The organism is Fulvivirga sp. (genome assembly GCF_040218215.1).
Classification (GTDB): domain Bacteria; phylum Bacteroidota; class Bacteroidia; order Cytophagales; family Cyclobacteriaceae; genus Fulvivirga.
Map to the genome: position 1 here is coordinate 22,505 of NZ_JAVJQL010000022.1, position 25,537 is coordinate 48,041.

Annotated in this window: 23 protein-coding genes; 7 read left to right on the top strand and 16 right to left on the bottom strand. The window is 39.6% G+C overall.

The window, feature by feature from the left end; genetic code table 11:
• Positions 1-9: 9 nt before the first annotated feature.
• The 9 genes from RIB54_RS15325 to mnmE form a co-directional block, all read right to left on the bottom strand.
• Positions 10-291, bottom strand: a complete 282-nt coding sequence (locus RIB54_RS15325) for a helix-turn-helix domain-containing protein (RefSeq protein WP_350101714.1) — start codon at positions 289-291, stop codon at positions 10-12.
• Between the two features lie 158 nt (positions 292-449).
• Positions 450-2,243, bottom strand: a complete 1,794-nt coding sequence (locus RIB54_RS15330; protein WP_350101715.1) for a DUF3987 domain-containing protein — start codon at positions 2,241-2,243, stop codon at positions 450-452.
• Entirely contained in the window at positions 2,243-3,163 is a 921-nt protein-coding gene (locus tag RIB54_RS15335) for a BT4734/BF3469 family protein (protein ID WP_350101716.1), read from the bottom strand. The genes RIB54_RS15330 and RIB54_RS15335 overlap by 1 nt, the downstream gene beginning before the upstream one ends.
• Positions 3,150-3,452: a helix-turn-helix domain-containing protein gene (locus RIB54_RS15340; RefSeq protein ID WP_350101717.1), complete on the bottom strand. Its 303-nt coding sequence runs from the start codon at positions 3,450-3,452 to the stop codon at positions 3,150-3,152. The genes RIB54_RS15335 and RIB54_RS15340 overlap by 14 nt, the downstream gene beginning before the upstream one ends.
• A complete protein-coding gene (locus RIB54_RS15345; RefSeq protein WP_350101718.1) occupies positions 3,449-3,748 on the bottom strand; it encodes a helix-turn-helix domain-containing protein in 300 nt (99 codons plus the stop codon). The genes RIB54_RS15340 and RIB54_RS15345 overlap by 4 nt, the downstream gene beginning before the upstream one ends.
• Positions 3,749-3,979: 231 nt before the next feature.
• A complete protein-coding gene (locus tag RIB54_RS15350) occupies positions 3,980-4,987 on the bottom strand; it encodes a hypothetical protein (RefSeq protein WP_350101719.1) in 1,008 nt (335 codons plus the stop codon).
• Positions 4,984-6,078 (bottom strand): phage integrase SAM-like domain-containing protein, encoded by a 1,095-nt coding sequence (locus tag RIB54_RS15355; RefSeq protein ID WP_350101720.1) that lies wholly within the window; start codon positions 6,076-6,078, stop codon positions 4,984-4,986. The genes RIB54_RS15350 and RIB54_RS15355 overlap by 4 nt, the downstream gene beginning before the upstream one ends.
• Positions 6,075-6,419, bottom strand: a complete 345-nt coding sequence (locus tag RIB54_RS15360) for a helix-turn-helix domain-containing protein (protein WP_350101721.1) — start codon at positions 6,417-6,419, stop codon at positions 6,075-6,077. Before RIB54_RS15360 ends, RIB54_RS15355 begins: the two co-directional genes overlap by 4 nt.
• Positions 6,420-6,637: 218 nt before the next feature.
• Positions 6,638-8,041, bottom strand: coding sequence for a tRNA uridine-5-carboxymethylaminomethyl(34) synthesis GTPase MnmE (gene mnmE / locus RIB54_RS15365; RefSeq protein WP_350101722.1), 1,404 nt, complete (start codon positions 8,039-8,041; stop codon positions 6,638-6,640).
• 321 nt (positions 8,042-8,362) lie between these two features.
• Here mnmE and RIB54_RS15370 point away from each other — a divergent pair, with 321 nt between their 5' ends.
• The 3 genes from RIB54_RS15370 (at position 8,363) to RIB54_RS15380 (ending at position 13,619) form a co-directional block, all read left to right on the top strand.
• Entirely contained in the window at positions 8,363-11,707 is a 3,345-nt protein-coding gene (locus RIB54_RS15370; RefSeq protein WP_350064720.1) for a T9SS type A sorting domain-containing protein, read from the top strand.
• A gap of 269 nt (positions 11,708-11,976) precedes the next feature.
• Positions 11,977-12,858 (top strand): LytTR family DNA-binding domain-containing protein, encoded by an 882-nt coding sequence (locus RIB54_RS15375; RefSeq protein ID WP_350101723.1) that lies wholly within the window; start codon positions 11,977-11,979, stop codon positions 12,856-12,858.
• A 98-nt stretch (positions 12,859-12,956) separates the two neighbouring features.
• Positions 12,957-13,619 (top strand): hypothetical protein, encoded by a 663-nt coding sequence (locus RIB54_RS15380; RefSeq protein ID WP_350064723.1) that lies wholly within the window; start codon positions 12,957-12,959, stop codon positions 13,617-13,619.
• Here the strand turns inward: RIB54_RS15380 and RIB54_RS15385 are convergent.
• Positions 13,609-15,072: a GAF domain-containing protein gene (locus tag RIB54_RS15385; RefSeq protein WP_350101724.1), complete on the bottom strand. Its 1,464-nt coding sequence runs from the start codon at positions 15,070-15,072 to the stop codon at positions 13,609-13,611. The two genes, RIB54_RS15380 and RIB54_RS15385, sit on opposite strands and share 11 nt — an antisense overlap.
• Positions 15,073-15,206: 134 nt before the next feature.
• Here RIB54_RS15385 and RIB54_RS15390 point away from each other — a divergent pair, with 134 nt between their 5' ends.
• Complete coding sequence (locus tag RIB54_RS15390) at positions 15,207-17,012, top strand: OmpA family protein (protein WP_350101725.1); 1,806 nt, start codon at positions 15,207-15,209, stop codon at positions 17,010-17,012.
• Positions 17,013-17,042: 30 nt separating this feature from the next.
• On the opposite strand, the gene RIB54_RS15395 is transcribed toward RIB54_RS15390, so the two are convergent.
• From RIB54_RS15395 to RIB54_RS15420, 6 genes are all read right to left on the bottom strand, one after another.
• Complete coding sequence (locus RIB54_RS15395; RefSeq protein WP_350101726.1) at positions 17,043-17,927, bottom strand: metal ABC transporter permease; 885 nt, start codon at positions 17,925-17,927, stop codon at positions 17,043-17,045.
• On the bottom strand, positions 17,920-19,209 hold the full coding sequence (locus tag RIB54_RS15400; RefSeq protein ID WP_350101727.1) for a metal ABC transporter permease: 1,290 nt from the start codon (positions 19,207-19,209) through the stop codon (positions 17,920-17,922). Before RIB54_RS15400 ends, RIB54_RS15395 begins: the two co-directional genes overlap by 8 nt.
• A complete protein-coding gene (locus RIB54_RS15405; RefSeq protein WP_350101728.1) occupies positions 19,209-20,012 on the bottom strand; it encodes a metal ABC transporter ATP-binding protein in 804 nt (267 codons plus the stop codon). The genes RIB54_RS15400 and RIB54_RS15405 overlap by 1 nt, the downstream gene beginning before the upstream one ends.
• 8 nt (positions 20,013-20,020) lie before the next feature.
• Positions 20,021-20,941: a metal ABC transporter solute-binding protein, Zn/Mn family gene (locus tag RIB54_RS15410; RefSeq protein ID WP_350101729.1), complete on the bottom strand. Its 921-nt coding sequence runs from the start codon at positions 20,939-20,941 to the stop codon at positions 20,021-20,023.
• Positions 20,926-21,582: a metal-dependent transcriptional regulator gene (locus tag RIB54_RS15415; protein ID WP_350064737.1), complete on the bottom strand. Its 657-nt coding sequence runs from the start codon at positions 21,580-21,582 to the stop codon at positions 20,926-20,928. Before RIB54_RS15415 ends, RIB54_RS15410 begins: the two co-directional genes overlap by 16 nt.
• A gap of 266 nt (positions 21,583-21,848) precedes the next feature.
• The gene (locus RIB54_RS15420; RefSeq protein WP_350101730.1) at positions 21,849-22,952 is read right to left on the bottom strand and encodes a glycosyltransferase family protein; all 1,104 of its coding nucleotides are present in this window, start codon (positions 22,950-22,952) and stop codon (positions 21,849-21,851) included.
• A 35-nt stretch (positions 22,953-22,987) separates the two neighbouring features.
• On the opposite strand from RIB54_RS15420, the gene RIB54_RS15425 reads away from it, so the two are divergent.
• The 3 genes from RIB54_RS15425 to RIB54_RS15435 all read left to right on the top strand — a co-directional run bounded on the left by RIB54_RS15425 (position 22,988) and on the right by RIB54_RS15435 (position 25,484).
• Positions 22,988-23,800: a 2,3,4,5-tetrahydropyridine-2,6-dicarboxylate N-succinyltransferase gene (locus tag RIB54_RS15425; RefSeq protein WP_350101731.1), complete on the top strand. Its 813-nt coding sequence runs from the start codon at positions 22,988-22,990 to the stop codon at positions 23,798-23,800.
• 46 nt (positions 23,801-23,846) lie between these two features.
• On the top strand, positions 23,847-24,665 hold the full coding sequence (locus RIB54_RS15430) for a DUF3108 domain-containing protein (RefSeq protein ID WP_350101732.1): 819 nt from the start codon (positions 23,847-23,849) through the stop codon (positions 24,663-24,665).
• A gap of 72 nt (positions 24,666-24,737) precedes the next feature.
• Positions 24,738-25,484, top strand: a complete 747-nt coding sequence (locus tag RIB54_RS15435) for an alpha/beta hydrolase (protein WP_350101733.1) — start codon at positions 24,738-24,740, stop codon at positions 25,482-25,484.
• Positions 25,485-25,537 lie beyond the last annotated feature (53 nt).

Consider the following 25,537-nt stretch of genomic DNA (forward strand, 5'->3'; position numbering starts at 1 on the left):
AATTGCGATTTATTTCGTTTCCTTTTTTATAAAATCGAGTGCTTTGTCAGCCAAAGGCTCGTTTTCAATTACATCTTCTAATTTGTCAGCCAACCAAAGCACTATCAATTCATCTTCCTTGACTTTGAGTATGCTCGAAATATTAGGAACCAGCTCACGCTGTGCCCGTCTGTCACCACGCTCAATCTTGCTTAACAAAGCGGTATCTATTTCGAGCTGTGCGGCCAATTGCCTTAGCAATAAACCTTGTTCTTCTCTCAATTCTCTTAGCCTTGTACCCAGGTAATTCATTTGCTATTGATTGACTTGACAAATATTGTCTAAAGATAAGAATAAGAAAGGAAAAAACAAGAAAATAACACTTACTGAAATTGAGGAATTTCAGGAGCTAAGGAAATGCAGGAAACCAAGGATATTTATCCCTGGTTTCCGACAAATCCTAGCAATCCTCAATCTCCTGTTGGAGTATCATTGCGAGATTGTGTGTTCGGTTTGGTATAGGCATCTTTTTCATCACGATGCAATAGCCCACCTTTCACAAAATTGGTAATGTAGCCCTGTGCCGTTTTGTCCTTGACACCAATTTGCTGAGCTATGTCCACATAGGTTTGTCTATTGAACTCATCTGGAAGCGTTTCATAGAAGCGTTCACGTTTATTCAATTTCCGCATAGGCGTTTCACCGTTCGGTAATTGATTGAAGATGTGACTTGCATGGACTATCAAAGTTTCAGCAATGGATAAAGCAGTTTTGAAATCCTGTTCCTCACAAATTATTTTGGTGGGTATTTCACCGCTATCCATTAATCGAATGGCTGAGAGAATCATGGTGACACGAAAAGTAATCAAGCCCAAACGCCTGATGGTGCCAATGTATTCTTCTCCCTTCAAATTGAAATAGTGCTGAAAGCACTTGGAAAAGAATTGATTGAATGCTGCCTCCTGATCTTTGGTTAAAACGAATTGCATATCGGGCGATGCTTGCAACGCCTGATAAAGACCATAGAACTCCTTACCTAATTCATAGAAATAGTCATCTAATCCAGTGGGGGTATTGGAAGCAAAAACATTGAGCCATCCGTGTTGCATATTCATGTAGTAAAACATGAATCGGCTGAATAAGCCGTCTTCAGCACTAGGAATAAGATTTAACACCTGACTTGGTGTGCCAGATAAGACTGTGGAGAGGCAAGGGCTGTCCAGATCAACCAATTCACGATCTGTCTTACGATAGTAAGTGATCGTTTCGTGATGAAAGGACTTTCTGAAACCGTCTGAGTAGTTTCCAAAATCACTTTTAAAGGTATTGGCCAATGTGTCGCCCTCTGTCTCAAATATCAATCCTCGTCCTTCATTTTCATTCAAGAGTTGAAAGGCTCCAGCAGCACTACTATTGGCAGGAATGAATAGTAACTTAAAGGGTGGTTCATCAGGCTTTTCCAGATCGGGCTGCTTTTTCTTATTGGCATGGTATTCTGCCATATCCAGCTCATACTGCTGCCTGGCTATCTTGCTTTGTTCCTTCAAACTGTCGTGAATTGGTTTCACCAATTTCCTACAATGGTTTAGCCTTCCCTTACCAGCAGAGGCTTGAGCAGAAACAAATAGAAAGAGGTTTGCAAAAACCTTCTTGTTGTGATAGATACCGTAAAGTTTTGGAAAGGCAGCACTTAATGTTACCATTGATCCAAGTAGGAGCAAATCACGTTCTTCATTGGTTTCCGATACTTCAACGATTTTTTTCAGGAAATCAGGAAGTTGAGGAAATATCGAGTCCGGTAGCGTGGGCAGCTTCTTCACTTCATCGGCCACTGGCAACTCAGCTTTTGAAGTGGAGGCACGAGGCTGAAATGATTCCGTTTTTGAAATGCTGATACCTGCTTGTTTTGCTAAATAGAACAGCGTGTTAACATTTACTCCTGATCCATTGGCTTTAAGACAATTGTCAAATTGCTTGTTGCAAATGGTTTGTGAATAGTCAGGGTAAAAACTACTTACTCTATGAAATAGCTCTCTTCCGTTCTCGCCAAATTCATCCGCTAAAGCGAATCCAATGTTTCTCCAATCCTCGTAAGAGGATGTAAGATCAGCACGGGATAACTCTATAGCTTCAATAAGCCCCAATACTTCGGTGTATTTATCCGGAGTATTTGTGCTGCTGTATGAATCGGCTCGTTTTGTCTCTGTATGTTGTTGCTCTGGAGTTGCTAACCACTCCTGCACATTGAATGTCTTCTTTGTCATCAGTTGTGGTATTTAGGATGTAAATAAATATTGCTGTAGTGAGGGAGGAAACAGGCACGGGAAACGTCCTTGCCTGCATTATCCACCTCTAATTGATATGTTTCCTTGATGTATCGTTTTATGGCCATAAACCAGTCTCTATGTGAGTTCTCGGTAATATCTATGGCTATAATCCACTTCAAGCCATCGCCAGATGGCGAAGTGAAAAGGATTTCTGTATCGAAGTACTCGTCATTCAACAGATTGTCCGATAGACCTGGAAGATCAGACACATGATCAAAGTCTATGGCCAGATAGCCGGAGTGCTTTACCAATTCAGCATCACTACGTTTCGTGAATACTCCCGAAAAGGTGACATAATCAAAGTTTGCTGCCTTGTATGCTCTTGCTTCTTTCTTTTCAGAAATGTTTCTAAGCGTTTCGGTTTGTTCCTTAAACTCATATTTAATGAGGTGGTAAACATCAATGATGGAGACCTCTTTCTCTGGAACTGTATTGGTGACAGGCGCTTTGAAGTAACTGAATTTAGGAAGTATGAGCTTTGGTCTAGGTTCTTCAGTTACTACCTCAATTTTCAAATCATTCTCCTTGTGCCATGGGTTCACGCCAATGTTGAGGTGCATTTCTTTATTAAGTAAGTTCAGCAGCTCATCACCTGATACGTTGAAGTATTTGGCGGCAAAGTCAAAAGGATCACCTTTGAAAGATTCGTCTTGCGAATCTTGAAAGAGAAATACCTGATCAACTTCTTCAAGCATCAATGTCACAGAATGATTGGTGAATGGATTCTTGGCGGGCTTACATTTTCGCCCTGAAAGCGAAACCACGGTTTCATTAGGGTAAAATTCCTTGAGAATGAATGCATAGATTTTCAGGCCGTAGTGCGTTTTATCAAGGAGGTCTTTTTTAGTGATTTCCATGACTCCTCCTTTCTGACTTTTTTCCTGAATAGTTGCTTTCTAGTAGCGTCTCAATGTCTTCAACCTTGTAGTAGAATTTCCCATTGATGCGTGAGTAGGGAAGAACCCCGCTATCCCGAAGGGATTGCAAGGTTCTTTTACTGATATGTAATGCTTGCATTACATCCTGTCCGTCAATCCAGTTTTCTCTGAATTGATCCACTTTGTTTTTGCCTAAGTGCTGCAAATAGGCTTTCACAATTTTAATGTCGTCCGAAAGTCGGAGGATCATGTCTATTAGCTCGCTCATAGCTTGACCCTCCCTTTTTTAATAAGGTAATCAGCTGCTTGCTGCTCTACCTCGTCATTGGTACTGTTTCGGTTACGCAATAACCATTCATTTAACTCTGCTCTGTTGAAGTAGAGTTTTTTGCCGTTGGGTTTATAGAATGGAATGCTCCCGGCACTGGTGAGCTTGTACAAATGTGAATGCGAAAGCTCCAGATACTTAGCTGCCTCATTAAAATTGAGGACTTCTTTCAAGATTAGATTTTGTTCTAATACATGTTCTTCAATGATTTTTAATCGTTTTAAAATCTCGTCCATGACGTTTTTCTATTATGAAATTGGTAATGGACATCTGCGCAAATGTCATCCTCGATTATCGAAGATGATGTGAAATTATGGCGGCTTTAGGCGCTATTAGGACGATTATAGGAGGTGTGGTGTGGAGTGTCGTGTGTCGTGTAGGCAATAAGAATCGCACATCGCTATTCTTTGGCTAACTAAGAACCAAAGAAAAACGAAAGAAAAGTAGTTGGTGTGGTGCGTGGTGTGCTACGAAAGGTTATCCAATGCAGTGTTTATCTCCTCAGCTCTTGCAGATGTTTTAAGTTGCCTGAACGCAGTGAACGGCCAATACGTACCATCAGACTGTACAAAACACTTGGCAGTTACTTTCCAATGATCTGGTGCAATGCCAGCGACTAAGTGAAGATCATTATGAAGTCTTTTTACAAAAAAGGCCAAATCGGTTTTAGTGCCAGTCCAGATCACTGGTTCATCGATATATTCTCCAGAGAATATCTTCTTAAACTGGGTTGTCTTGGTTGCTTTGTCAATGAACCCATTTAGTTTGAGGCTGTCATAAACAAGCTTGAGCTTTGAATGCTCCCGAACGTAATTGTGAAGTTTGAAAGAATAGGCTTCTTCTTTTTGATCTTCCTTTCCAGTACTCTTTATTTCAGGTGATGGTGTTGCTATTTTAGAATTTGCGTGGTAAGCATAGAAGCCGGGCGATTGTTCTTCAAATACCTGAAAAAATATTTCATCGGGACTTAGTACATCAGATTGTAGGTATGATTTACCGAGTTGTTGAATTTCCAGGTAGAGCCAGATCGAATAGGCTTTCAATGCATGAAACACATAGGTGCCATCCTTGATTTCTGAATCGCTCTTTATGAAATTCTTAATGTCAATATATCGAGCATCAAACTTCTCACTGGCAATGACTTTGGAAATCCTTATTAATAGTGGCCATAGCTCTTTTTTCAAGCTGTTATAAATAAGGTTCGTGCGGATGTTTTCAGACCTACTTTGGTTGAAAAGCTCGGTAAGCTCATTTAAGAAGTTCACAGAAGCACCTTCAATGAGGTTATGATAATAATTCGTTTTTGAGTTGTAAGGACTCAAGAACTTAAAATCATATCGGTTTTCAAATAAGGGAGTTGGCTTGGTTGTCTCCGAAGCTAGCAGGTTATACTTGGCGTCTGAAGTTTCACCTTGTACCCAAGGTTTCAAGCCTCCTGATATTATTTCGTGGAATACTGTTAGGACTGGATTCATAGGTCGAGTTTAATTTTACTGGCAGCTTCTTTCTTCTTGTCATCAATGATCTTGGCATAGACTTGAGTAGTTTTCAATTCCTTATGCCCTAAGAGCTTAGAGACCGTGTAAATGTCCGTTCCTGCTGTAAGCTGTAACGTAGCGTAGGTGTGACGGGCGCAATGAAAAGTGATGGTCTTGGAGATGCCTGCCTTCATCATCCACTGTTGCAATTTCAAGTTGTGCCAAGCTGAGTATTTCAATCCTTTGAATACTCTTTCGTCTTTATCATCCCTTTCACCGAGCAAGCCGAAGGCTTGATCAGAAATCGGTAAGGTTTCAGCCCCTTTGGTTTTCTTCTGTCTGAAACGGATGTAGTAACCCCTGTCATTAGAATGCTGTACTTCGGACCATACAAGTTTTTGAATGTCAGACCAGCGCAAGCCAGTAAGGCATGAGAATATGAATGCAGTTTTGAGTTGTTCGTTTTCGCATTCGGTATTGGCTGCAGCTTGCAGCTCTTCAAGTGTGAGGAACTCTCTTTCCGGATCTCCTTGCTTGAAGGCATCCACACCTTCCGCAGGATAGTGTGGAATGATGCCGTCCTTCACTGCTTGCTTTAGTGCAGCTCTAAACTTGTTGAAGTAAGAGTATTTAGAGTTTTGCGATAGCTTATTTGTGCCGTGAGTGATTGCTTTCTTGTCGAGGTATTCTTTGAAGTCCTGGACAAGCTGACGATCAACAAACTCAAAGGCAATGTCCTGTGGCATGAACTTCTTGAAATGCTTTATCATACTATCCCAATTTCCGTAATTACCCGCACTGTCTTGTCTCTTGTTGGCAAGTAATTCTAAGTAGGCAGTGAAACTGCCTTTTAGTTTCTCATTGTCACGGAAGCCATAAGTGCCGTTTTGAATTTCAATCTGTCGCTGTGCTCTGATGGTCTCTGCCAGCTGCAATGTCTTTTTATTGACTTCCTTTTGCTCTTTGGTCTTTGCTGATGGGTCAAGGTAAAGCTGGAGGTATTCCGTCTTGCGTTTGCCCTTGTTGTAGTAATCAAGGTAGAGGCTGGTCTTGCCACCTTGGTTCCTTTGTCTTAGTGTTACTTTCATGCCTGAAACAGTTTATCGATTTCCGTTCTCCTTATTATGGTGCGTCTGCCAAGTTTAGCGGCAGTCAATTGCTTTCTATCTATCATGCGATAGATTGTCCAGCGACTTGTACCTAATAGCTTACAAGCGTCCTGAATACTTAGAAAGTCTTTTGATTGAATGCCGTTAACTGAAGTTGAAGAGGAGGAGGTATCAACGGTCTGGAGCTTTTCCTGTCGCTTACGTTTCTTGTAGGCACGTTTAGCGCAGTTATCCGAGCAATACTTGGTCACAGTAGTCTTGGCGATGAAGAACTCACCGCAATACATGCAAGTCTTTTCGATTCTGATATTGCTGCTCATTTGTTGCTTGATGTTGCCACATGTAGCTGGTTGTAGCTCTATGTAGCATGATCTCTCCTTTACTCTAAAAATCTGTTGCTACCAACAAATTTGTTTCTAGTAGCAACTGATTAGCAACAAATATACGGAAAATAAAGGAAAATTAGCAACAAGTAAAGGAAGATAAAACGGCTTAAAATGCACTAAAAGAAGCATTTAGCTAATAAAAAGAAAAGTAATTACTTTCCGATACAAAACTTTGAAAAAATATTTGCCAAAAGGTCATCGGTTGTAATCTCACCAGTGATTTCACCTAAATAATGCAAAGCCTGGCGGATGTCCATCGCCAAAAAGTCACCGGTTACGTTCATGCCCAGTCCGTTCAGTACATCCTGCAGCGCATCCCTGGTTTTGAGCAAGTTGTCATAGTGCCTGATGTTAGTTACTACCGTATCGCCAGTTTTGAAGTTGTCAAGGTTCACCACTTCTAAAATGCGGTCTTTCAATAGCTCCAAATTGTCTTTAGTATAAGCAGAGATCAATACAGAACCTTTGATCTTTTCAATAGCAGCTTTTATATCTGCTTTGGCCTTGTCCAACTTGTTGCCCACTACTATAAAAGGAATGCCCAAATTCTCAAGTTTGTTGATCTCGCGGTGCATATCCACCAGCTCATCATTGGCCATGTCCACCATATAAATGATCAATGAGGCCTTTTGCATCTGCTCTTGCGTGCGTTTTACTCCCATGGCTTCAATTATGTCTGTAGTTTCACGCAGCCCGGCCGTGTCAATAAACCTGAAGTTGATACCACCAAGGTTGATTTCATCTTCAATAAAATCACGGGTAGTACCGGCTATGTCAGAAACAATGGCCTTTTCCTCATTAAGCAAAGCATTGAGTAAGGTAGACTTACCCGCATTCGGTTTACCAGCTATTACGGTAGGCACACCATTCTTAATCACATTGCCCAGGTCAAAACTGGAAATCAACTTTACTATCACGGCCTGCAGGTCGTTAATAAGCTTCTTAAGGTCATCACGATCGGCAAACTCCACATCCTCTTCTCCAAAATCGAGTTCAAGTTCTACCATGGAAGCAAAGTGAATCAGCTCTTCGCGCAGGGTTTTAATCTGCTCAGAGAAGCCACCGCGCATTTGCTTTAAAGCGGCTTCATGGGAAGCTTCAGAGTCTGCATTGATCAAATCGGCAACTGCCTCAGCTTGTGCCAGGTCAAACTGACCGTTTAGAAAAGCACGCTGAGTAAACTCACCAGCTTTTGCCAATCGGGCTCCACTTTGCAATAATACTTTGATCACCTGCTTCAATATGAATGGCGAACCATGACAGGAGATTTCTACTACATTCTCCTTGGTGAAGGACTTAGGGGCAATGAACAACGAAACCAATACTTCATCTATAACTTTACCTGCCTTGCCGTCAGGCAGGTCTGCATTCCTAATCGTACCAAAATGTATGGTGTGCGACTCCTGTTTGGTAAGGTCTTTACCTTTAAATACTTTATTAGTAATGGTAATGGCATCATTTCCGGAAAGGCGTATTACACCAATAGCACCAACTCCCGGAGCGGTAGAAAGGGCTACAATGGTGTCGTCTGTTGATCCTATTTGCGGTGTACTCAATGTGATTTTATTTTAGTACGTACTGCAAATCTACATGAAATTCGTTTTCAGGAAGAATTATGATAATTTTAATTGAAATTATAGTATTTCGCTATTTAATTGATCTTTAATTATAGAAAAAGGTGTATATTTATATATCACGCATCGGTAGTTTTTTATACTTGCTTCTAAGATTCGATGCTGAGATTAATTTTAGGTCTATAGTTCAAATGGTATTGTGGTAAAGGCTTTTGCGCTGTTCTTTATGATTTAAAATTGTTCAAATCATGAGTTAAGTTGTGTTAAACAAAAGAATATTCACTAAAACCACGAAACACTATCATGAAAAGGCTGGCTTTAATTATCAGATACAGTATCTGTCTAATCTGTATCTGCACAACACTCAACGCACAAGATCCTGTTGCGGTACATTTAAATGTTGCTAATCCATTAGAAGTTCACCCATCAACTGTAGAAGCACATATAACGGTGGATGGAGCTGCAGTACTTGACTATTTAGAGGTACGCAATACCACTCGCTATGCTGATGTAAGAATGGCATATGACGAAAATGCGGTATATGCTTCAGACCCTGTTGACATATCTGCTTTCTCTAATTTGGAGCTCATACTTAAAGATTTTGGGGGCACCGATTGGAGTAATGTTAAATTTCAACTCAATGAAAATGCTTTTGTAAGGATATCTGATTATATGGGCGCTGCTGAATATTTTGGCGCTGGTTGGTGGTTGGTCAAAATTCCTGTTGCTGACTTCGGTGGGAGTGGGCAAATAAACTATATATCATTTCCCAACAGCAACAACAACTTCTTTGGAGTTAAGGACATGTCATTTACAAACACTGATGATTCTTTGCAGTGGTTTGGCAATCAAAAATTCGATAATGCCAAAAAGGAAAATGTAGTTGGTGAAAGTCAATTAGTCATGCATGATGGTATTGTTGCTGATGAATATAAACTGTATTTAATTTCTATGGGTACTGAAATGGTTCAAAATATGATGCCTTATGGCCCCTTTGATGCGGCAGTAGCTTCGGGTACAAATAAATTGCTTGCGCAAGTTACAGACAATGCAGGATTTGTTTATTTCTCTGATACAGTAACGTTCGAAATTGGTAATGCGCTGAGTTATGTTGTTAAACACGTCAGTTGTGCTGGTGCTGCTGATGGCAGTATTGAAGTCACCACTAATGTAGGAACTCCACCCTTCATTTATAGCTGGAGTAATGGCGCATCGACAGAAGATATTTCAGCCCTGTCAGGAGGCACTTATAGTTTGGTGGTGACTGATGGTAATGGTCAGCAAGCATTTGCCAACATTAAAGTTGAGGAATCTTTGAATCTGCAGGCAACGCTAATTCCTAATAACTGTTCATCTGAAGAAGTTAATGTAGTAATTGCAGGTGGAGTTGCACCCTATGCGCTAAGTATTGATGGTGGAGATTTTGAACCTATTGGAACAGGAAGTAATAACAATATATGGGAAAACATAACCAATCAGTCGTTTGATGAAGGGCGCGAATATAATTTTGCACGAACTATAGAAACAGATAAATATGACAACGTTTTTGTAGCGGGGATGTATGGCGATGTACTCAACTTTGGGGCCGGTAGTGTTGGTGAGGACGGCAAAACGGGCGACTACTTGGTTAAACTTGCTGCGGATGGCTCTTTTCTGTGGGGATTTCATACCGTGACTGGGCCTTCAGGTGAATATAATTTCGAAAGTGAAGTACGAGATTTGGCTGTTGATGAAAATGGTAACAGCACATTATTAGTGCAGGTGCATACTAATGCAACACTTACTTATGACGATCAGACGGTGGGAGTGGGTGATTATTTATTCCATTTCAATACCGAAGGAATTTTACAATGGGTACGTGCTTTTAATCAGGGCATTACATGGAATCCTGCTGTAGGTTATGAGCGAGGTATGCATAATGTAGGGGCTGACGATCAGGGTAATGTTTATGTGGTTGGAAAGAAAAACAACAATTCAAATATTGGACAGGGGCCTTCTGATTTGGTATTAAAGAAGTATAACGAATTAGGTGCCTTGCAATGGACAAGGGATATTGTTGGAAAAAATACGGAATTAAATGAGGATATGTTTGTCAGTCATAATGGTGATATATACCTGACAGGAGGGTTCGTAGTTGACATTGATTTTAATGGTATTAAACTAGTAAGCCCAACACTTCAGGATTTATATGTAGCAAAATATGATACCCATGGCTCAGCCGTATGGGCGATATCACCTGGATCAAGTACGGGTGATGATGTAGGTATGGATATTATTGGCGATGAGCAAGGACATATAATAATAACGGCCAAGGTGCCCGGGGGAAGCCCCACTTTTGAAGGTACAAGTTTGACGGAGGGAGCAGATGTTTTGGCCATGTTTAATAGTGCCGATGGCAGTTTGACATGGTCACGTCCATATTCATGGAAAGAAGGGTTATCATTTTCCTGGAGTCATCAATTGGCAGTGAATAATGGCAAAATTCACCTGAGTGCCATGGTAGATGAACTTAACCTTTTGCCTGGAGAAAGTTTAGGACCTGTAGATTTTGATCATGTTTTGATGCAGTTTGACAATGATGGAACATTAACTTCTATAGAAAACAAAAATAACTTCTTTTATAACATCAATACCTATGTGCCGATCGCAGCTACATCAGATAATAATTTAGTCCTTCCTGATTATGCAGGAAACTTTTCAATCATTAAACAGGGCTATGAAAGTTCAGTACTTGTTGATTTGAATGAAGTGAATGATGTAATACAGGTTATGGATAAAAATGGCTGCATTTTTACAATAGATGATTTATCAGTCGATATGCCCAAACCCCCGTCACCCTCAATTTGCTATGTCACCTTGAATGAAGGAGGAGCTGGCAATATGTTATTTTGGTCATCTGAAGGTATAGATAACCTGCAATCCATCAACATTTATAGAGAAACAAATGAAATAGATAGTTATGAACTTATTGGCTCAGTGGAACCGGAAGTAACGGAATTTCTCGATGAAGACGCAAACAGTACGGTTCGTGGCTATAGATATGTAATAACAGCTGAAGATGCTTGCAGCGAATCAGCTTATAGCAGCGGTCATAAAACAATGCACCTGACCGTAAATGAGGGTAATCTCGGACAAATTAATTTGATTTGGGATGGTTATGAAGGTATAGAATATAAGAGTTTTGAAATATACAGAGGAGCCTCTGCTGCTGATCTCGAGTTGCTTGCAGAAGTGCCCTCATATTTGTTTACCTATACTGATGTCGAGCCTTCTCCTTCAACCCAATATTACCAAATAAGAATTGAAGCAAACTTAGAATGCTTTGATGACTCGAGTTTATCGGGGGGCAATGGCCGAATAGCATCAATAGGGGAGATTGGGTCAAATATTACTGCTCGATATGGAGTGGCAGGAAACCTGCGCATATATCCTAATCCAGGTAATGAAGGTGTAAATATCAAATTTGACCCTGACGGTGAGCTTTATAGCCTGGAATTGATTGATGTGAATGGCCGAGTTGTTAGAAAGGAGGATAATCTTTTCAATGAAGTGTATATATCTCGAGGATCACTTCTTCCCGGAATCTACACAGCAGTTTTAAGGAAGAGTAATGGTGACCCTCTATATGGGAAACTTGTTTTTGAATAATGGCCTTTTGTTGGAAATGTATTAGCAATTTACATGGATTTGCAGGCTTTTTAATTATCAGTGTTTTATTGAATCCATTTGACATTAATCAAAGTTAATGTCAAATGGATATTTAAAAGAAAGACTTAAATAAATAGCTTTTTGGTATCAATTAGCTTACCAATTGCTGTGATACAGACTGATAGTTCACTTTCTATAAGTATTATTATTGGTAAATAGGAATATTACTTTCTACATGGAAAGAATAGATGGACACGCTTTATATTTGAATGGTGATTGACAAGATAAAGAGCTGGGGCTGCAAGCCATATCCTAATGATGAAAGCCTATTAACAAGGTTAAAGCGTGCTGCAGTTTTTGCGACATTTGTTGCAGCTTTTTTAGCATTCTTTAGACCTTTTAACCTGGACAGTATTGGGGGCTGGACACTTTATCTGATTTGTTTTGAATTTGGAGTGATCGCGTTTCTGTGCATTGCTTTTCTTGGGATAGTGGTGCCTCATTTTTTTCCTAAGTTTTTCGAACCTCAAAACTGGGTAGTCTGGAAGGAGTTCTTGTTTACCATTTTACATTTTGTTGTTATTGGTATTGCAAACGCAGCATTTTTATACATCATGAATTACACCCAAGGTGGGTTTTGGGAAGTAATTATCGATCTTCAGGTCAGTACTTTGGCCGTGGGTATATTTCCAGTGTTTTTTTACATCTATTATGATCAGGCTAAGTATTTTAAAAAGTATGCTCAAGAGGCTCAGAAAATGACCTCTCAGATTAAAGAGCATCCAATAGGGGCTCAAGAGGATCAACTGCTGGTTTTTAAAAATGAAAATGGAGAAGTGGAATATCAGGTTCCAACTTCACAGCTGCTCTTTGTTAAGTCGGACGGAAATTATCTTGAGCTCATTATTTCAGATACAGAAACTGTCAAAAAGCAATTGCTTCGAAATAGGATTAAGAATGTGTTGGAAGAAATGCCAACGGTTTTTGTACGCTGTCACCGTAGCTATATTGTTAATCTCGAAAAGGTGAGGAGCGTGGATGGTAATGCCCGTGGCTATGAACTTACCCTGGCTAATACCGAGCTGAAAGTTCCAGTTTCCAGAAACCTTGCCGGCAGTGTTTTGTCTGCTATAGAGCAGAAAACGGCATAAATCCTTCCCATTCATACCATCTTCTTCCATTCTGCACCTTTGATTTTTTGATGTCGGGTTAAGGGCTTTCATTTGACCTATCAACTAATCAATATAAAATGGAACCACTCAAAGTATTAGCAATTTCCCATGTGATGGCAGGTGTAGTATCTCTAATCACAGGGCCTATGGCAATGACAACTAAAAAGGGAGGGCAGGTTCACCGTAAAGCAGGTAAGGTGTATTTCTACGCCATGACTTATGTATTCATCACTGCTGTGGTGCTTTCCTCCATTAAGTTTATCCCTTTCTTATTTATGATCAGCTTCTTAAGCTATTATGGGTGCTTTAGCGGTGTGAGGATATTGAAATTGAAAAAACTGCATAAAGATCAAAAACCTAAACCCTATGATTGGTTTGCTGGTATTTTTACTGTTGTTGCAGGCCTGTCATTTGGCGGATATGGCATCTACCTGTTGACAGTAGGCCAAGAGGATGTTCTTGGTTGGCTATCTGTTTTCTTTGGCGTATTTACAATTAACGCAGGTATCGGAGGTCTTAAGCTTTTTATGAAGAGGCCAACAAACGCTTTCTACTGGTACATGTATCATATTGATGGTATGATGGGGAGCTATATAGCAGCGGCCACGGCCTTTGCCGTCACCATGGGTAGAATGACAGCGTTTAACCATTGGATACTTTGGGTGGCACCGGCTATACTTGGCGTTCCTTTAATAAGCTATTGGAAACGCCTTTATAGAATGAAATTTGCTAGTTCATAAATTTATTACGATCCAGTGTGCTATTTTCTTCAATGGCCCTGTTGATCTCCACTGTAATGGTTTCTAATTCGGATATCGAATTTTCCATATATCCGAATATTGCGCTACCATTCATCATGTCTCCAGTCTCTATTTTAAACAGGTTATATAAACCACTGATACGTGCCACAGGTGCTCGCAACACGTGAGAGTTAATATAGGCGTACTCGGTGAGTTGCCTGTTTTTTTCTTCCAGTTCTTCCGTTCTTTTATTTACGATAGCCTCAAGGTTTTCATTTACCCTGGAGACCTCCTGGTTTTTCTCTGTAAGCAACTGGTTTTGGCGCAACCTATCATCTACTATAATTGTGTAGGATAAAAAATCACCGAGGGCTTTTAGCAGTAAGCTTTCTGCGGCTCCCCATTGTTTAAATTCATTTTTATGTTCACAACATATCACACCTCCCAATTTTCCTTTGCTTAAAAAGGGGGCATCCATCATAGAAAAAATGGATAATGGCTTGAGGTACGAATCTGCAAATTCATAAGTGGCGGCATGGGTGGCGGCATCCGTGGCAATAATTAACTGCTGGTGCTTAAGTTCCACAAAATAACTTGGATAGTCAGTGGCAAAGAGCTCGGTACGGGGCGTTGAGATCTCATTGTTTTCAAGTAGATATTCACAAATAATGGATTCCCTGTCATTATTAAATTTCCAGATGCTAACCCTGGAAACACCTAGGCACACCTCTGCTGAGCGGATAATTTCCTGTTTGGCATCTTCAACTTTTCCATTGTTGATGCTGTGCGAGTTGCTAAGTTTTACAAGCTCATGCAGGTAAGTTGTGATTTTATCATTTTCAGTACTGTACCTGATGTCACTTTTTAACACCTGTACCTTGAGAAACAGCATTATGATGGTAAGAAAAACAAAAGTGATAACTGTAAACAGATTGGCTGAAAAATAATAGTCGTGGCTGGTCAGTCCAGACTGATAATAACCAACATTGAAAAAGTCATGTATGGGATCAAAAAGGAGTAAGCATATAGCTGCCGGAGCTAATGCTGCTAATAATTGTTTCCATTCGGCTATCGAATAAAGCACAAAAGGAATAATGGCAGCATTTAGCAGTACAATTCGTATATCGAAATAATTAACAGGGTTTATTAAGTCTACACCCATTATCGCTGATTTGGAATGAACCGAGATGAAGGTAATTGCTATTGGAAATATTGTAGCAAGCCATAATCGGCTAATGTTGGTGCATTTAACCCTATTTAGGAAATAAGGCACTATAAACAATGGCGACACAAGCCAGATAGTTAGCTTTAATGACTGTGAAGATTCGGAAAAAAAGTAGGCGAAACCTACAATAACCGTTAATACAAAAAGAGCTATTGATATGGCGTTGGTCAGGTAAGAGCTGCGCACCTTCTCCTCTTTTAAGTTGGGTATCACCTTGTTTTTGTTCACTCCATTTGGTGTTTAAGTGGCGCAGTAGCTTCTAATGCTGCTTTACTAAAGTTACAACAATTTGATATAGATAAATTTAGTATTTATATTAAGGTTTAATTTTTGACTGTACAAGCTTTATTTTTTAATCTATTGTGAAAAAGCTCTTATTATCTTTTGCCATCATGATGAGCTGTCATTTGGCGTTGTCACAGGATGATCCGGTGACGTTGGCAAATGTGTATCTCGAACAAGCCGATCAGATTTACAAACAACAAAAGGAGGCGATAGAGATTGCCAAAGAACTATATATTCAGGCAGCAGACCTTGATCCAACAAACCTTAGGGCCAATTGGATGGCTGGAAGCCTATATCTCGAAACCATCAACAAAGATCAGGCCTTGCCTTATTTGCTTAGGATATTGGAACAAAAGCCCAATTACCGCTTCGACCTGCTTTATCATATTGGCAGGGCCTATCACTATGGGCTCGATTTCGACAATGCGCTAAGCTACTATGAGAGATATAAGAAAAAGGTTTTAGGTGATAGGAGTTATAGGGGTACTGATAGAGTAATGCCTCAGGTAGTATCTCGTAGAATTTTGGAATGTAACAACGGAAAAGATATTATCAACAAGCCTTCACAGTATTCCATAGTACCCATAGGCGAAGAAATTAACTCAGTATGGCCAGATTACGCTCCCGTTCTTAATTACAACGGAGATGTAATGATTTTCACTTCCAGAAGGCAAGAAGACAATACAAGCCCTGATGTGGACAAAGATAATTTCTATTTTGAGGACGTATTTATTTCAAAAAAGTCAGGCGGTAAATGGAGTCCTGCTAAGAACATTGGGCCTCCAATTAATACAGAATATCATGATGCCAATATTGCCTTGTCACCAGATGGAAACCGCTTGTATTTATATAAGGATACTGGTGCTGGTGATATCTACTTTTCTGATTTTGATGGTCAAAGCTGGTCAGAACCGGAATTTTTGACCAATAAAATCAATTCGACCATATACAGTGAAAATTCTATTGCGGAAACCTCTTCACCAGATATGGTTTTTTATACCAGTAGCAGGCCCGGTAGCGAAGGAGGTATAGATATCTATTATTGCATTAAAGATGATAAAGGCAAGGACTGGTACAAGTCTAAAAGCCTTGGACCTGTAATCAATACTCCGGGTGATGAAGATAGCCCGTTTTTAGCCTATGATGGTAAGACATTGTATTTCAGCAGTACGGGTCATAAAGGATATGGGGGTTATGATATTTTTAAGTCTGTATACGATAGTTTATCAGGAGAGTGGTCTATACCTGAGAACCTTGGCTATCCGGTAAACACGCCTGATGATGAAATATCCTTTAACATTTCGCCTGATCAAAGAACAGGGTATTATGCTTCAGTAAGAGAAGGAGGGTTGGGCTTTAGTGATATATTCATGGTTAAATATCATGGTGACAATTTAGATCAGAAGGCTTTAATAGCCGCCAATTATAGTAAGTCCGGTCCGCCTGAAAGTAATTCAGGCACAGCTACGAAGTCTGGTGCCGAGAAGGTTGCCCTAAACGATAATGAACCTGAATATGATGAGCACGAGATAAAGTTGATGGATGAAACCCACCGCATTTTCTTTAATAATGATCAGAGTGCCATTGGAGATAAGCATAAGGCTGAACTAGACAGTATTGTTCAAATGATATATAAGTACAGCTTTCTGAACATTGATATTGCAGGATATGCCAGTAAAGATGGTAATCCTCGTTATAACCTTGAACTTTCCAATAAAAGGGCTTTAATCGTGCTTAATTACCTGGTAGACCAGGGAGTGGATGAGAGCAGGATAGTTGCTCGCGGATTTGGATCTATAACTGATGAAGAAGGTGATGCGGAGGAGCATAGAAGGGCAGATGTTAGGATTGTTTCCAAGCTCAAAAAGAAACGACCCAATTGATCATTGGTGATTACTTACTTACTTACTTACTTACTTACTTACCACTATTCCTTTCCTGAGTTTCTTTACCAAATAACCTTCAGTAGGAGAGAATAGAAAAGCCAGGCCAAAAAACAGACCTGCCATGGTTGCCATTGCACCAGCTATAGAACCATCCGTTGCCACAGCGAGATAATATCCGGTAATAGAAACAAGCACTCCAATTATTGTGGTTAAAACCATCATTTTGAATAGATTTTCAGTGAGTAAATATGCGGTAGCCGGGGGCGCTATAAGTAATGCTACAACTAAAATAGCACCTACAGATTCAAACGAAGCTACTGTGGTTATTGATACGGCTCCCATTAGCAGGTAGTGCCACAAAACCGTTGAAATGCCCACAGCAGTGGCATAAGCAGGATCAAATGTGGTCAGGAATAATTCTTTGTAGCCTACGGTAATAAATATTAAAATGATTAAAAGTACAGTACCTGATATATACAAAACCCTTGGCCCCATAACTACGCCTGCATTGGTAATCCAAAGGTCGATTGGTACATAGGCAATCTCCCCATAGAGTACGCAATCCTGATCCAAATCCACTTTACCTGCAAATACGGAAATTAATATCACTCCTATGGCAAAGAGCCATGTGAAAGTGACACCTATGGAAGCATCGGTCTGCAGTTTTCCTTTCTTATGAAAAAATTCAATGAGAAAAGTCGTTAAAACGCCAATGATGCCAGCACCTATAACCATGGTGACTGAGTCCCGGGAGCCTGTAAACAGGAATGCTAAAACAATGCCCGGCAGCACGGCATGGGAGATGGCATCTCCGACCATCGCCATTTTTCTTAAAATGAGATAGCACCCTAATAAACCACAAGCAGTGGCTACAAATGAACCTGCCAATATAATTTGCAAATCGTTACTCATATGGAATTTCTGATTTATGAGGATCAGTACTCGGATAGTTCAATAACTTCTCAAGTCTTGCTTCAAGTTCTGGTGTTAAAACATGCTCTATTGTGTCGGCATCATCATGAACATGATCAGGTGCAATACGCAAATATTGAGTCAAATACACTTCCCAAAGGCGATGTAGTTTAACAACACGCTGACCTTTATTCTTGCCTGCAGTATTGAAAAACCAAAGTCCATTGTCATTTTTTAAATAACCTTCGCGCTTTAATCTTCTCAAACTTTTTATTAGTAAATCCCTTCTTAAAGTTCTTTTAGAGAGGATCGTTTCAATGGTTCTTTTGTCATAGAAGTTTTTCTCTTCTTCACCAAGTTGATACAATGCTTTTAGTATGTTTTCATCTACTATGTGTTTTTTTATTCTCTTTTGGGTAATCAATCTTTGAATTATACCTCGGCCAGGGGCAAAAAAGAAGGAGAAGAAGGCAATAGTTGATATTACAATTACTATCCATGGGCCGGTAGGCATAGAAGGAGCTATGTAAGAAATATAAGCACCGGAAATACCACTAAAAGCACCGAAAATGGCAGCAAGCCAGATCATAACCTTAATGTTTTCAGTCCAGAATCTGGCTGCTGCTGCCGGGGTTATCAGCATAGCTGCCATTAGAACCACGCCTACAGCTTGTATCCCAATCACTACTGCCAATACTGTAAGGGTGGTTAGAACTAACTCCATAGCTCTAATTGGCAACCCAACGGAAGCGGCAAAATCTTTGTCAAAAGAGATGAGTGTAAACTCTTTGAAGAAAAGGTAAACGGCAACGAGTAAAAGTACTGCAACCATTCCAAAAGTAATAAGGTCTGAGCCTACCAGGGAGGCCGCTTTTCCAAAAAGAAACTGGTCGAGGCCACTCTGTGCAGCATTCCCGGACTTTTGAATGATAGTAAGTAGAAAAATGCCAATACCGAAGAATACGGATAGTATCAGGCCAATGGCAGTATCTTCTTTGATTTTAGACTTTGAAGTAATAAAGTCTATGAGTGTCAGCGCCAACCATCCGGTTGTAAAAGCACCGATGATCAACACTAAAGGATTTTTCTCACCGTATAAAATGAATGAAAGACAAACGCCCGGTAGTACGGCATGGGCAACTGCATCCCCAACCAGTGCTTTCTTTTTCAGAAAAGTAAAAGAGCCAACAATAGCAGAGCTGGCTGTAATTAGGATTGAACCTAACACAACATACCTGACATTAGGGTCGCTGAAAGAGAAAAAGTCGAGAAAGGTTTCCATCAATTCTTTACTTCTGTTTGCTCACGACTAGGAAAACGACCTTGTTTTAAAAGATTTCCTACTTCAGATAGCAAGGTGAGTTTACCACCATAGGTTTCTTGCAATACTTCAGAGGTGAAGGTGCTTTCCGTAGACCCGGATGCTACCAATCTCATATTCAGCATAATTACCCAATCAAAATACTGAGGAACAGATTGCAGGTCATGATGAACCACAATGACCGTATTTCCACGTTCAGTCATTTCCCTTAGCAGTTTGATAATCGTTTTTTCTGTAGCTGCATCCACACCGGCAAATGGCTCATCCATAAAATATAAATCTGCCTGTTGAGCCAGCGCCCTGGCTAAAAATACGCGCTGCTGCTGCCCTCCAGAAAGCTGAGAGATCTGACGGTCTTTAAAAGCCTCCATGTCCACCTTTCTCAGACTGTCCATAGCCACTTCACGATCCGCCTTTCTTGGTCTTTTAAACAACCCGAGCTTGCCGTATCTTCCCATCAAAACCACATCTATCACTGACGCAGGAAAATCCCAGTCCACAGTCTCACGCTGAGGTACGTAGCTGATCCTGCCTCTAACCTTGTCAAGGTCCTGATCGAAAAGTTTAATGTAGCCGCTGCTGTTGGGGATTAATCCCATAACAGCCTTAATGAGTGTTGACTTTCCAGCACCATTAGGCCCTATTATACCAATTAAATGACCTTTAGGTAGTGATAAATCTACGTCCCATAAAACAGGTTTTTTGTCATAAGACACCGTTAGGTCATGGATTTCTACAATTGGATTTTCTACTTGACTGATCATCTTAATTACTATTTTAAAGCGCTAACAATTGTTTTGACATTAGCTCGCACCATTCCAACATAGGTGCCCTCTTCAGATCCCTTGTCACCCATGGCGTCAGAGTACAGGTTGCCACCAATAAAAACATTATAGCCACTTTGGTGACAGCCCTCAACTACAGCGTTAATGGCTTTGTTAGAAACTGAGGTTTCTACAAAAACCGCTTTTATCTTATTTGTTTTTATGAAGTCTACAAGGTTGGCAACATCCCTCAGCCCATATTCTGATAGGGTAGATATACCTTGCAAACCCATTACTTTAATGTCATAAGCTTCTCCAAAATAGCCAAAGGCATCATGAGCTGTAATCAGCACTCTTTGGGTTTCAGGTATGGTGCTTATTTGCTGTTGTACAAAGGCATGCAGCGAATCAAGTGTTTTAAGATATGAATTCGCATTTTGCTGATAAAAAGCTGCATTAGTAGAATCATATTTTTGCATGAAGAGATTAATCTCTTTAACAGCTTCCTGCCATAGCTCTACATCGAACCATATGTGCGGATCATAGTTGTTATTAAATTCAGGAACCTTTCTCAATCGCGTAGGAGAGATGCTATTGGCCACAGCTACTACAGGTTTCTGAAAAGCTAACTTTTCAAACACTTCGCCCATTTTACCTTCAAGGTGAAGTCCGTTATAAAATATAATATCTGAACCAGTCAGTTTTTGTAGGTCCCCCTGTGTGGCTTTGTATAAATGTGGATCTACGCCCGGCCCCATTAAGGCCTGCACATTGGCCTTGTCACCCACCACATTCTTTACTGCATCTTCAATCATTCCAGTGGTAGTGATAATAGTAATCCTTCCACTGTCAGAAGACTCGCTGTTAGAGTTGCACCCTGAAAAAATGATACTTATTAAAAGAGCTAAACCTGCTATTCTGATATCCATATATTTTCTGAAACCTCCTTTGAAATGAAAACTGTTTTCTTAGAGTCTATTTGTATTTCCAGTGAGCCATCAAACTCTACCTTCTCCAAAATTTTGATTTTAGCACCCAGGTAAATGCCGATTTTATCCAAGTATTTTAGAAATGCATTACTTGTATCTTTCACAGAAACGATGATTCCGGTAGTGTCTGCTTTTACATGATTTAGCGCTACCTGTGGCTTCGATTTATATTCACCATTTTCATCAGGAATCGGGTCGCCATGAGGGTCATATTTTGGGTAGGCCAGGAACTCATCCAGACGCTTTATTAGCAGGGTGGAATTGATGTGTTCTAACTGCTCGGCTACCTCATGAACTTCATCCCAATTGAATTTTAATTTATCTACCAAAAAGGTCTCCCAAAGCCGGTGTTTTCTGATCACTTGAAGGGCAGCTTTTTTACCTGATTCAGATACATGAACACCCCTATATTTCTGGTAGGAGAGCACCCCTTTATTAGAAAGTTTTTTGATCATATCAGTCACTGAGGCAGCCTTCGTGTTAAGACTGTCGGCAATGGCATTTGTTGTTACCGCGCCCTCGGTTTCCTCCGATAAATGATAAATGGTTTTTAGATAATTTTCCTCTGCAAAGCTTAACATAGGTCAAATATACATTATTTAGATATATCTAAAAATATTTTTCATTATATATTAAAAATAATAAGGAATAGTCTTTTTATAAACAATTGAACGGATTTAGAGCCTGAATTCTAAATTTTTAGACTTGCCTAAAAGAGAAAAATTTGAAGTAATTGGTTATAATGTTGGAAGTTGATAGATCAAATCAAGTATTTCGAGCTAAAATCAATATTAAAGTGAATAGATTAATAATAGATTATAACTAGCTGATTAATAAATAATTATAACTATAAAATAGAAAGTAATTTTAACTCTTCCGATGCCCATAATACCTCACTTTTTGGTACTGTTTGGTAAAAATTTTGGCTTCTCATGGAATTGATAATTTTACCAGGATTGTAGTTGCTGTAGTCAATATTTATCGAAGCCGGATATGGCTGTGTTATGCTTGTGAATATTTTTTTACTGTCAAGAATTATAGGTAATTGGTGCGCCAGATATTCGTAGAGTTTGGTAGGAATAGATGAGTCATTAGCCTCATTTGGAGGATAGTAAATTAGTCCAAAATCAGCGGCCTTAATATGATGAATTATGGTCTCATGTTCAACTAAATCTGAGCCCCCAATCAATTCAATATAATCGTAATTTTCAATTGACTTTTGAAGCTCAATAAGCGTATGCTTTTGCGGACAATAACCTACGATTTTGAGCTTTATGGATGAGTCAATATTATGCAGTGATTTAGCCAAGTTGATACACTCAAAAATTCCTGTTGTTGAGGCAATTGTTCCGGTATATATTAATTGTATTATATTGAGATTTCGACTAACCTCTTGTTTGTAATCTGACTCTTTAATGACCGCTTTGTTTTCGATAATAATATTTTTGTTCCGAGTGAAAAGCAGCTCATCCTTGTAGCATTTCTCTGCAAGTAAATACTTGTAAACAAAAGGCCTGGTGAGATACTCTTTAAACCGAACCCACAAGGCGATAGGGTACCTTATGCCATATGGGAAGGCATCGGTATAAAGGATGTTTCTAAAATAGTTTTCCTGAACATCATAGATGATTTTAACTGATCCGAATGAGGCATAAATCACCGATGGAATTAAGAGTTCATGGGTGGAGCAGATAATACATCTGGGCTTTAATTCCATCAGTTTGAAAAAGTACTTAATGCCACAGAAAACTCTGCTAAAATTTAACCTAGGGAAATTGAAGATCGGGTGAAATTTAATATTTAAATCATCTGGCAGATTTTTTCTATAAAAACCTATGATATTAACTTCATATTTCTTTGTTTGGCCTATCGAACATCCAATTTTCTCATACATTCTTGTATCCGTAACGGGTTTTAAAACAGATGCTATGACAAGTTTTGGTAGTTCCATATAAAGTAATAATAAAGATAAATCACGAATCGTAGATGGAATTAAAGGAATTAGTAGAAAAAGCTTGGGATGACAGAACCTTGTTGAAGGATAAGGAAGTACAGATTGCGATCAAAACGATTGTTGATGACCTTGATCAAGGGAATCGAAGAGTTGCTGAACCCGATGCTTTAGGCTGGAAGGTGAATGAGTGGATTAAGAAGGCTGTAATCCTTTATTTTCCATTACGTCAGATGAAAACCATAGAGGTGGGTCCTTTTGAATTCCATGATAAAATTAGACTGAAAACTAATTATGAAAAACTAGGGGTTCGCGTGGTGCCACATGCTGTGGCCAGGTACGGCTCTTTTATCAATAAAGGGGTGGTGCTTATGCCATCATATGTAAATATAGGAGCTTATGTAGATGAGAATACCATGGTAGACACGTGGGCTACAGTAGGTAGCTGTGCCCAGATTGGAAAGAATGTACACCTAAGTGGCGGTGTTGGTATTGGCGGTGTTTTAGAGCCCGTACAAGCTGCACCTGTTATAATTGAAGACAATGCGTTCATTGGTTCGAGATGTATTGTGGTAGAAGGAGTTAGAATAGGAAAAGAGGCGGTGCTTGGAGCTAATGTTGTTTTAACTGCAAGCTCAAAAATTATTGATGTTTCTGGTGATAAGCCAGTTGAAACCAGAGGCTACGTACCGGAACGATCTGTTGTAATACCGGGTTCTTACGTTAAGAAGTTTCCTGCTGGCGAATACAATGTTCCTTGCGCACTGATCATAGGTAAACGCAAGGAAAGTACAGATAAGAAGACGTCATTGAACGAAGCACTGCGTGAAAATAATGTAGCAGTATAGTTTGGCATTTACTTTGTATGCGTTAGTAGTATAAAAGATAGTTATCATGAAACAGCTATTACTACTTATTTCAATTGGCTTTGGTTTATCAGCCTTTACATTTGGTGATGAACCCTCTTACAGGGTGTTAGAATATGACAATTTTGGTCGTGGTGAGCGGCTGGAGTTTAGTGTCAATTTTGGGATATTCACTATTGGTGAGGCCGAAATGATTATTGATGATAAGTTTTACAAAGTAAATCATCGCGAATGCTATAAGATTGACATTTTTGGTAGAACCAGTGGAATGGTAGACTGGGTGGCCAATGTAAATGATCACTGGGGGGCTTACGTTGATTCAGCGGCCCTAGTACCGCACATATCTTATAGAAATATCAGGGAAGGGAAGTATAAGAAGGATGAAGTGGTGCGGTTTGATCATAGAGTAAATTTGATAGAGACAAAAGTAGCTGACAAGAAGACCGGAAAATTCAAAGAACCTAAAGTTTATGTTTCACAAGGAGAGGTAAGGGATATGATGGCTGGGGCGCTATACCTTAGAACCATTGACTTTTCAAAAATGAAGAAAGGGGATAAGTTCATAATCAATGGATTTTTTGAAGACACCTTTTATGATTTGGAGATGATTTATAGAGGCAGGGAAAAGGTAAAGACTAAAGCTGGTAAATTCAATGCAATCAGGTTAGCTCCGGTAGTTCCTGATAATGAGTTGTTTGATGGTGAAGACTCTGTTATAGCCTGGGTGACCGATGATGAAAACAGAATGCCTTTGAAAATTCAGGCTAAGATGTTTATAGGGAATGTCAGCGTTGAGTTGACCGACTATAAGAATACTCAGCATGATGTTACCAGCAAAATAAAATAGGAAAATAAAAAATTAACAGATAGAAAATAGGACAAGCTCGCTTGTCCTATTTTTTTGTGTTATATTCATACTATGAAACTTCTTATTCTATCTGCTGTTGTGCTAATGTCTCCTTTTTTGATGGCTCAAGATGGTGAGAGGCTTATTAAATTCCAATCAGAGGATGGTGTGACCATTACAGCTGACTTGTATATGATTCATCCTGAAACGGCACCATTTATTGTTCTGTTTCATCAAGCCAACTGGAGTAGAGGTGAGTATAATGAAATAGCGCCAGAGCTCAATACCCTTGGGTATAATTGTTTGTCTGTTGATTTAAGATCTGGTGGTGCTGTTAACAATGTGACGAATCAAACCAAACTGAATGCTGTTAAGGCCATGAAATCAACACAATATGTTGATGCTTTAGCCGACATGCGTGCAGCTATTAATTATGCTAAAAAGAATTTTGCTTCAGGCAAACTTATCATTTGGGGAAGTTCTTACTCTTCAGCTTTGGCGTTAAAGCTGGCAGCTGACATGAATGACAGTGTTGATGCCGTCATAGCTTTTTCTCCTGGAGAATACTTTGTGACTCAGGGTAAACCTAGGGATTATATTACCTCTGTAGCTGGTCATATTGATCAACATACATTTATCACTTCTGCTAAGTCAGAGAAGGGCAACTGGTGGGGCATTTACGTTTCTATTACTTCAGACAACAAATCTTACTACCTTCCAGAAACTGTAGGAAATCACGGTTCTAAAGCACTTTGGTCACAATATTCGGATTCTGTCGGCTATTGGAATGCGTTAAAATCCTTTCTTGCATCAATTTGAAATAATTTATTCTTTAACTTTGCGTTATACAGGGCTGTATCAAGCACTTCGTA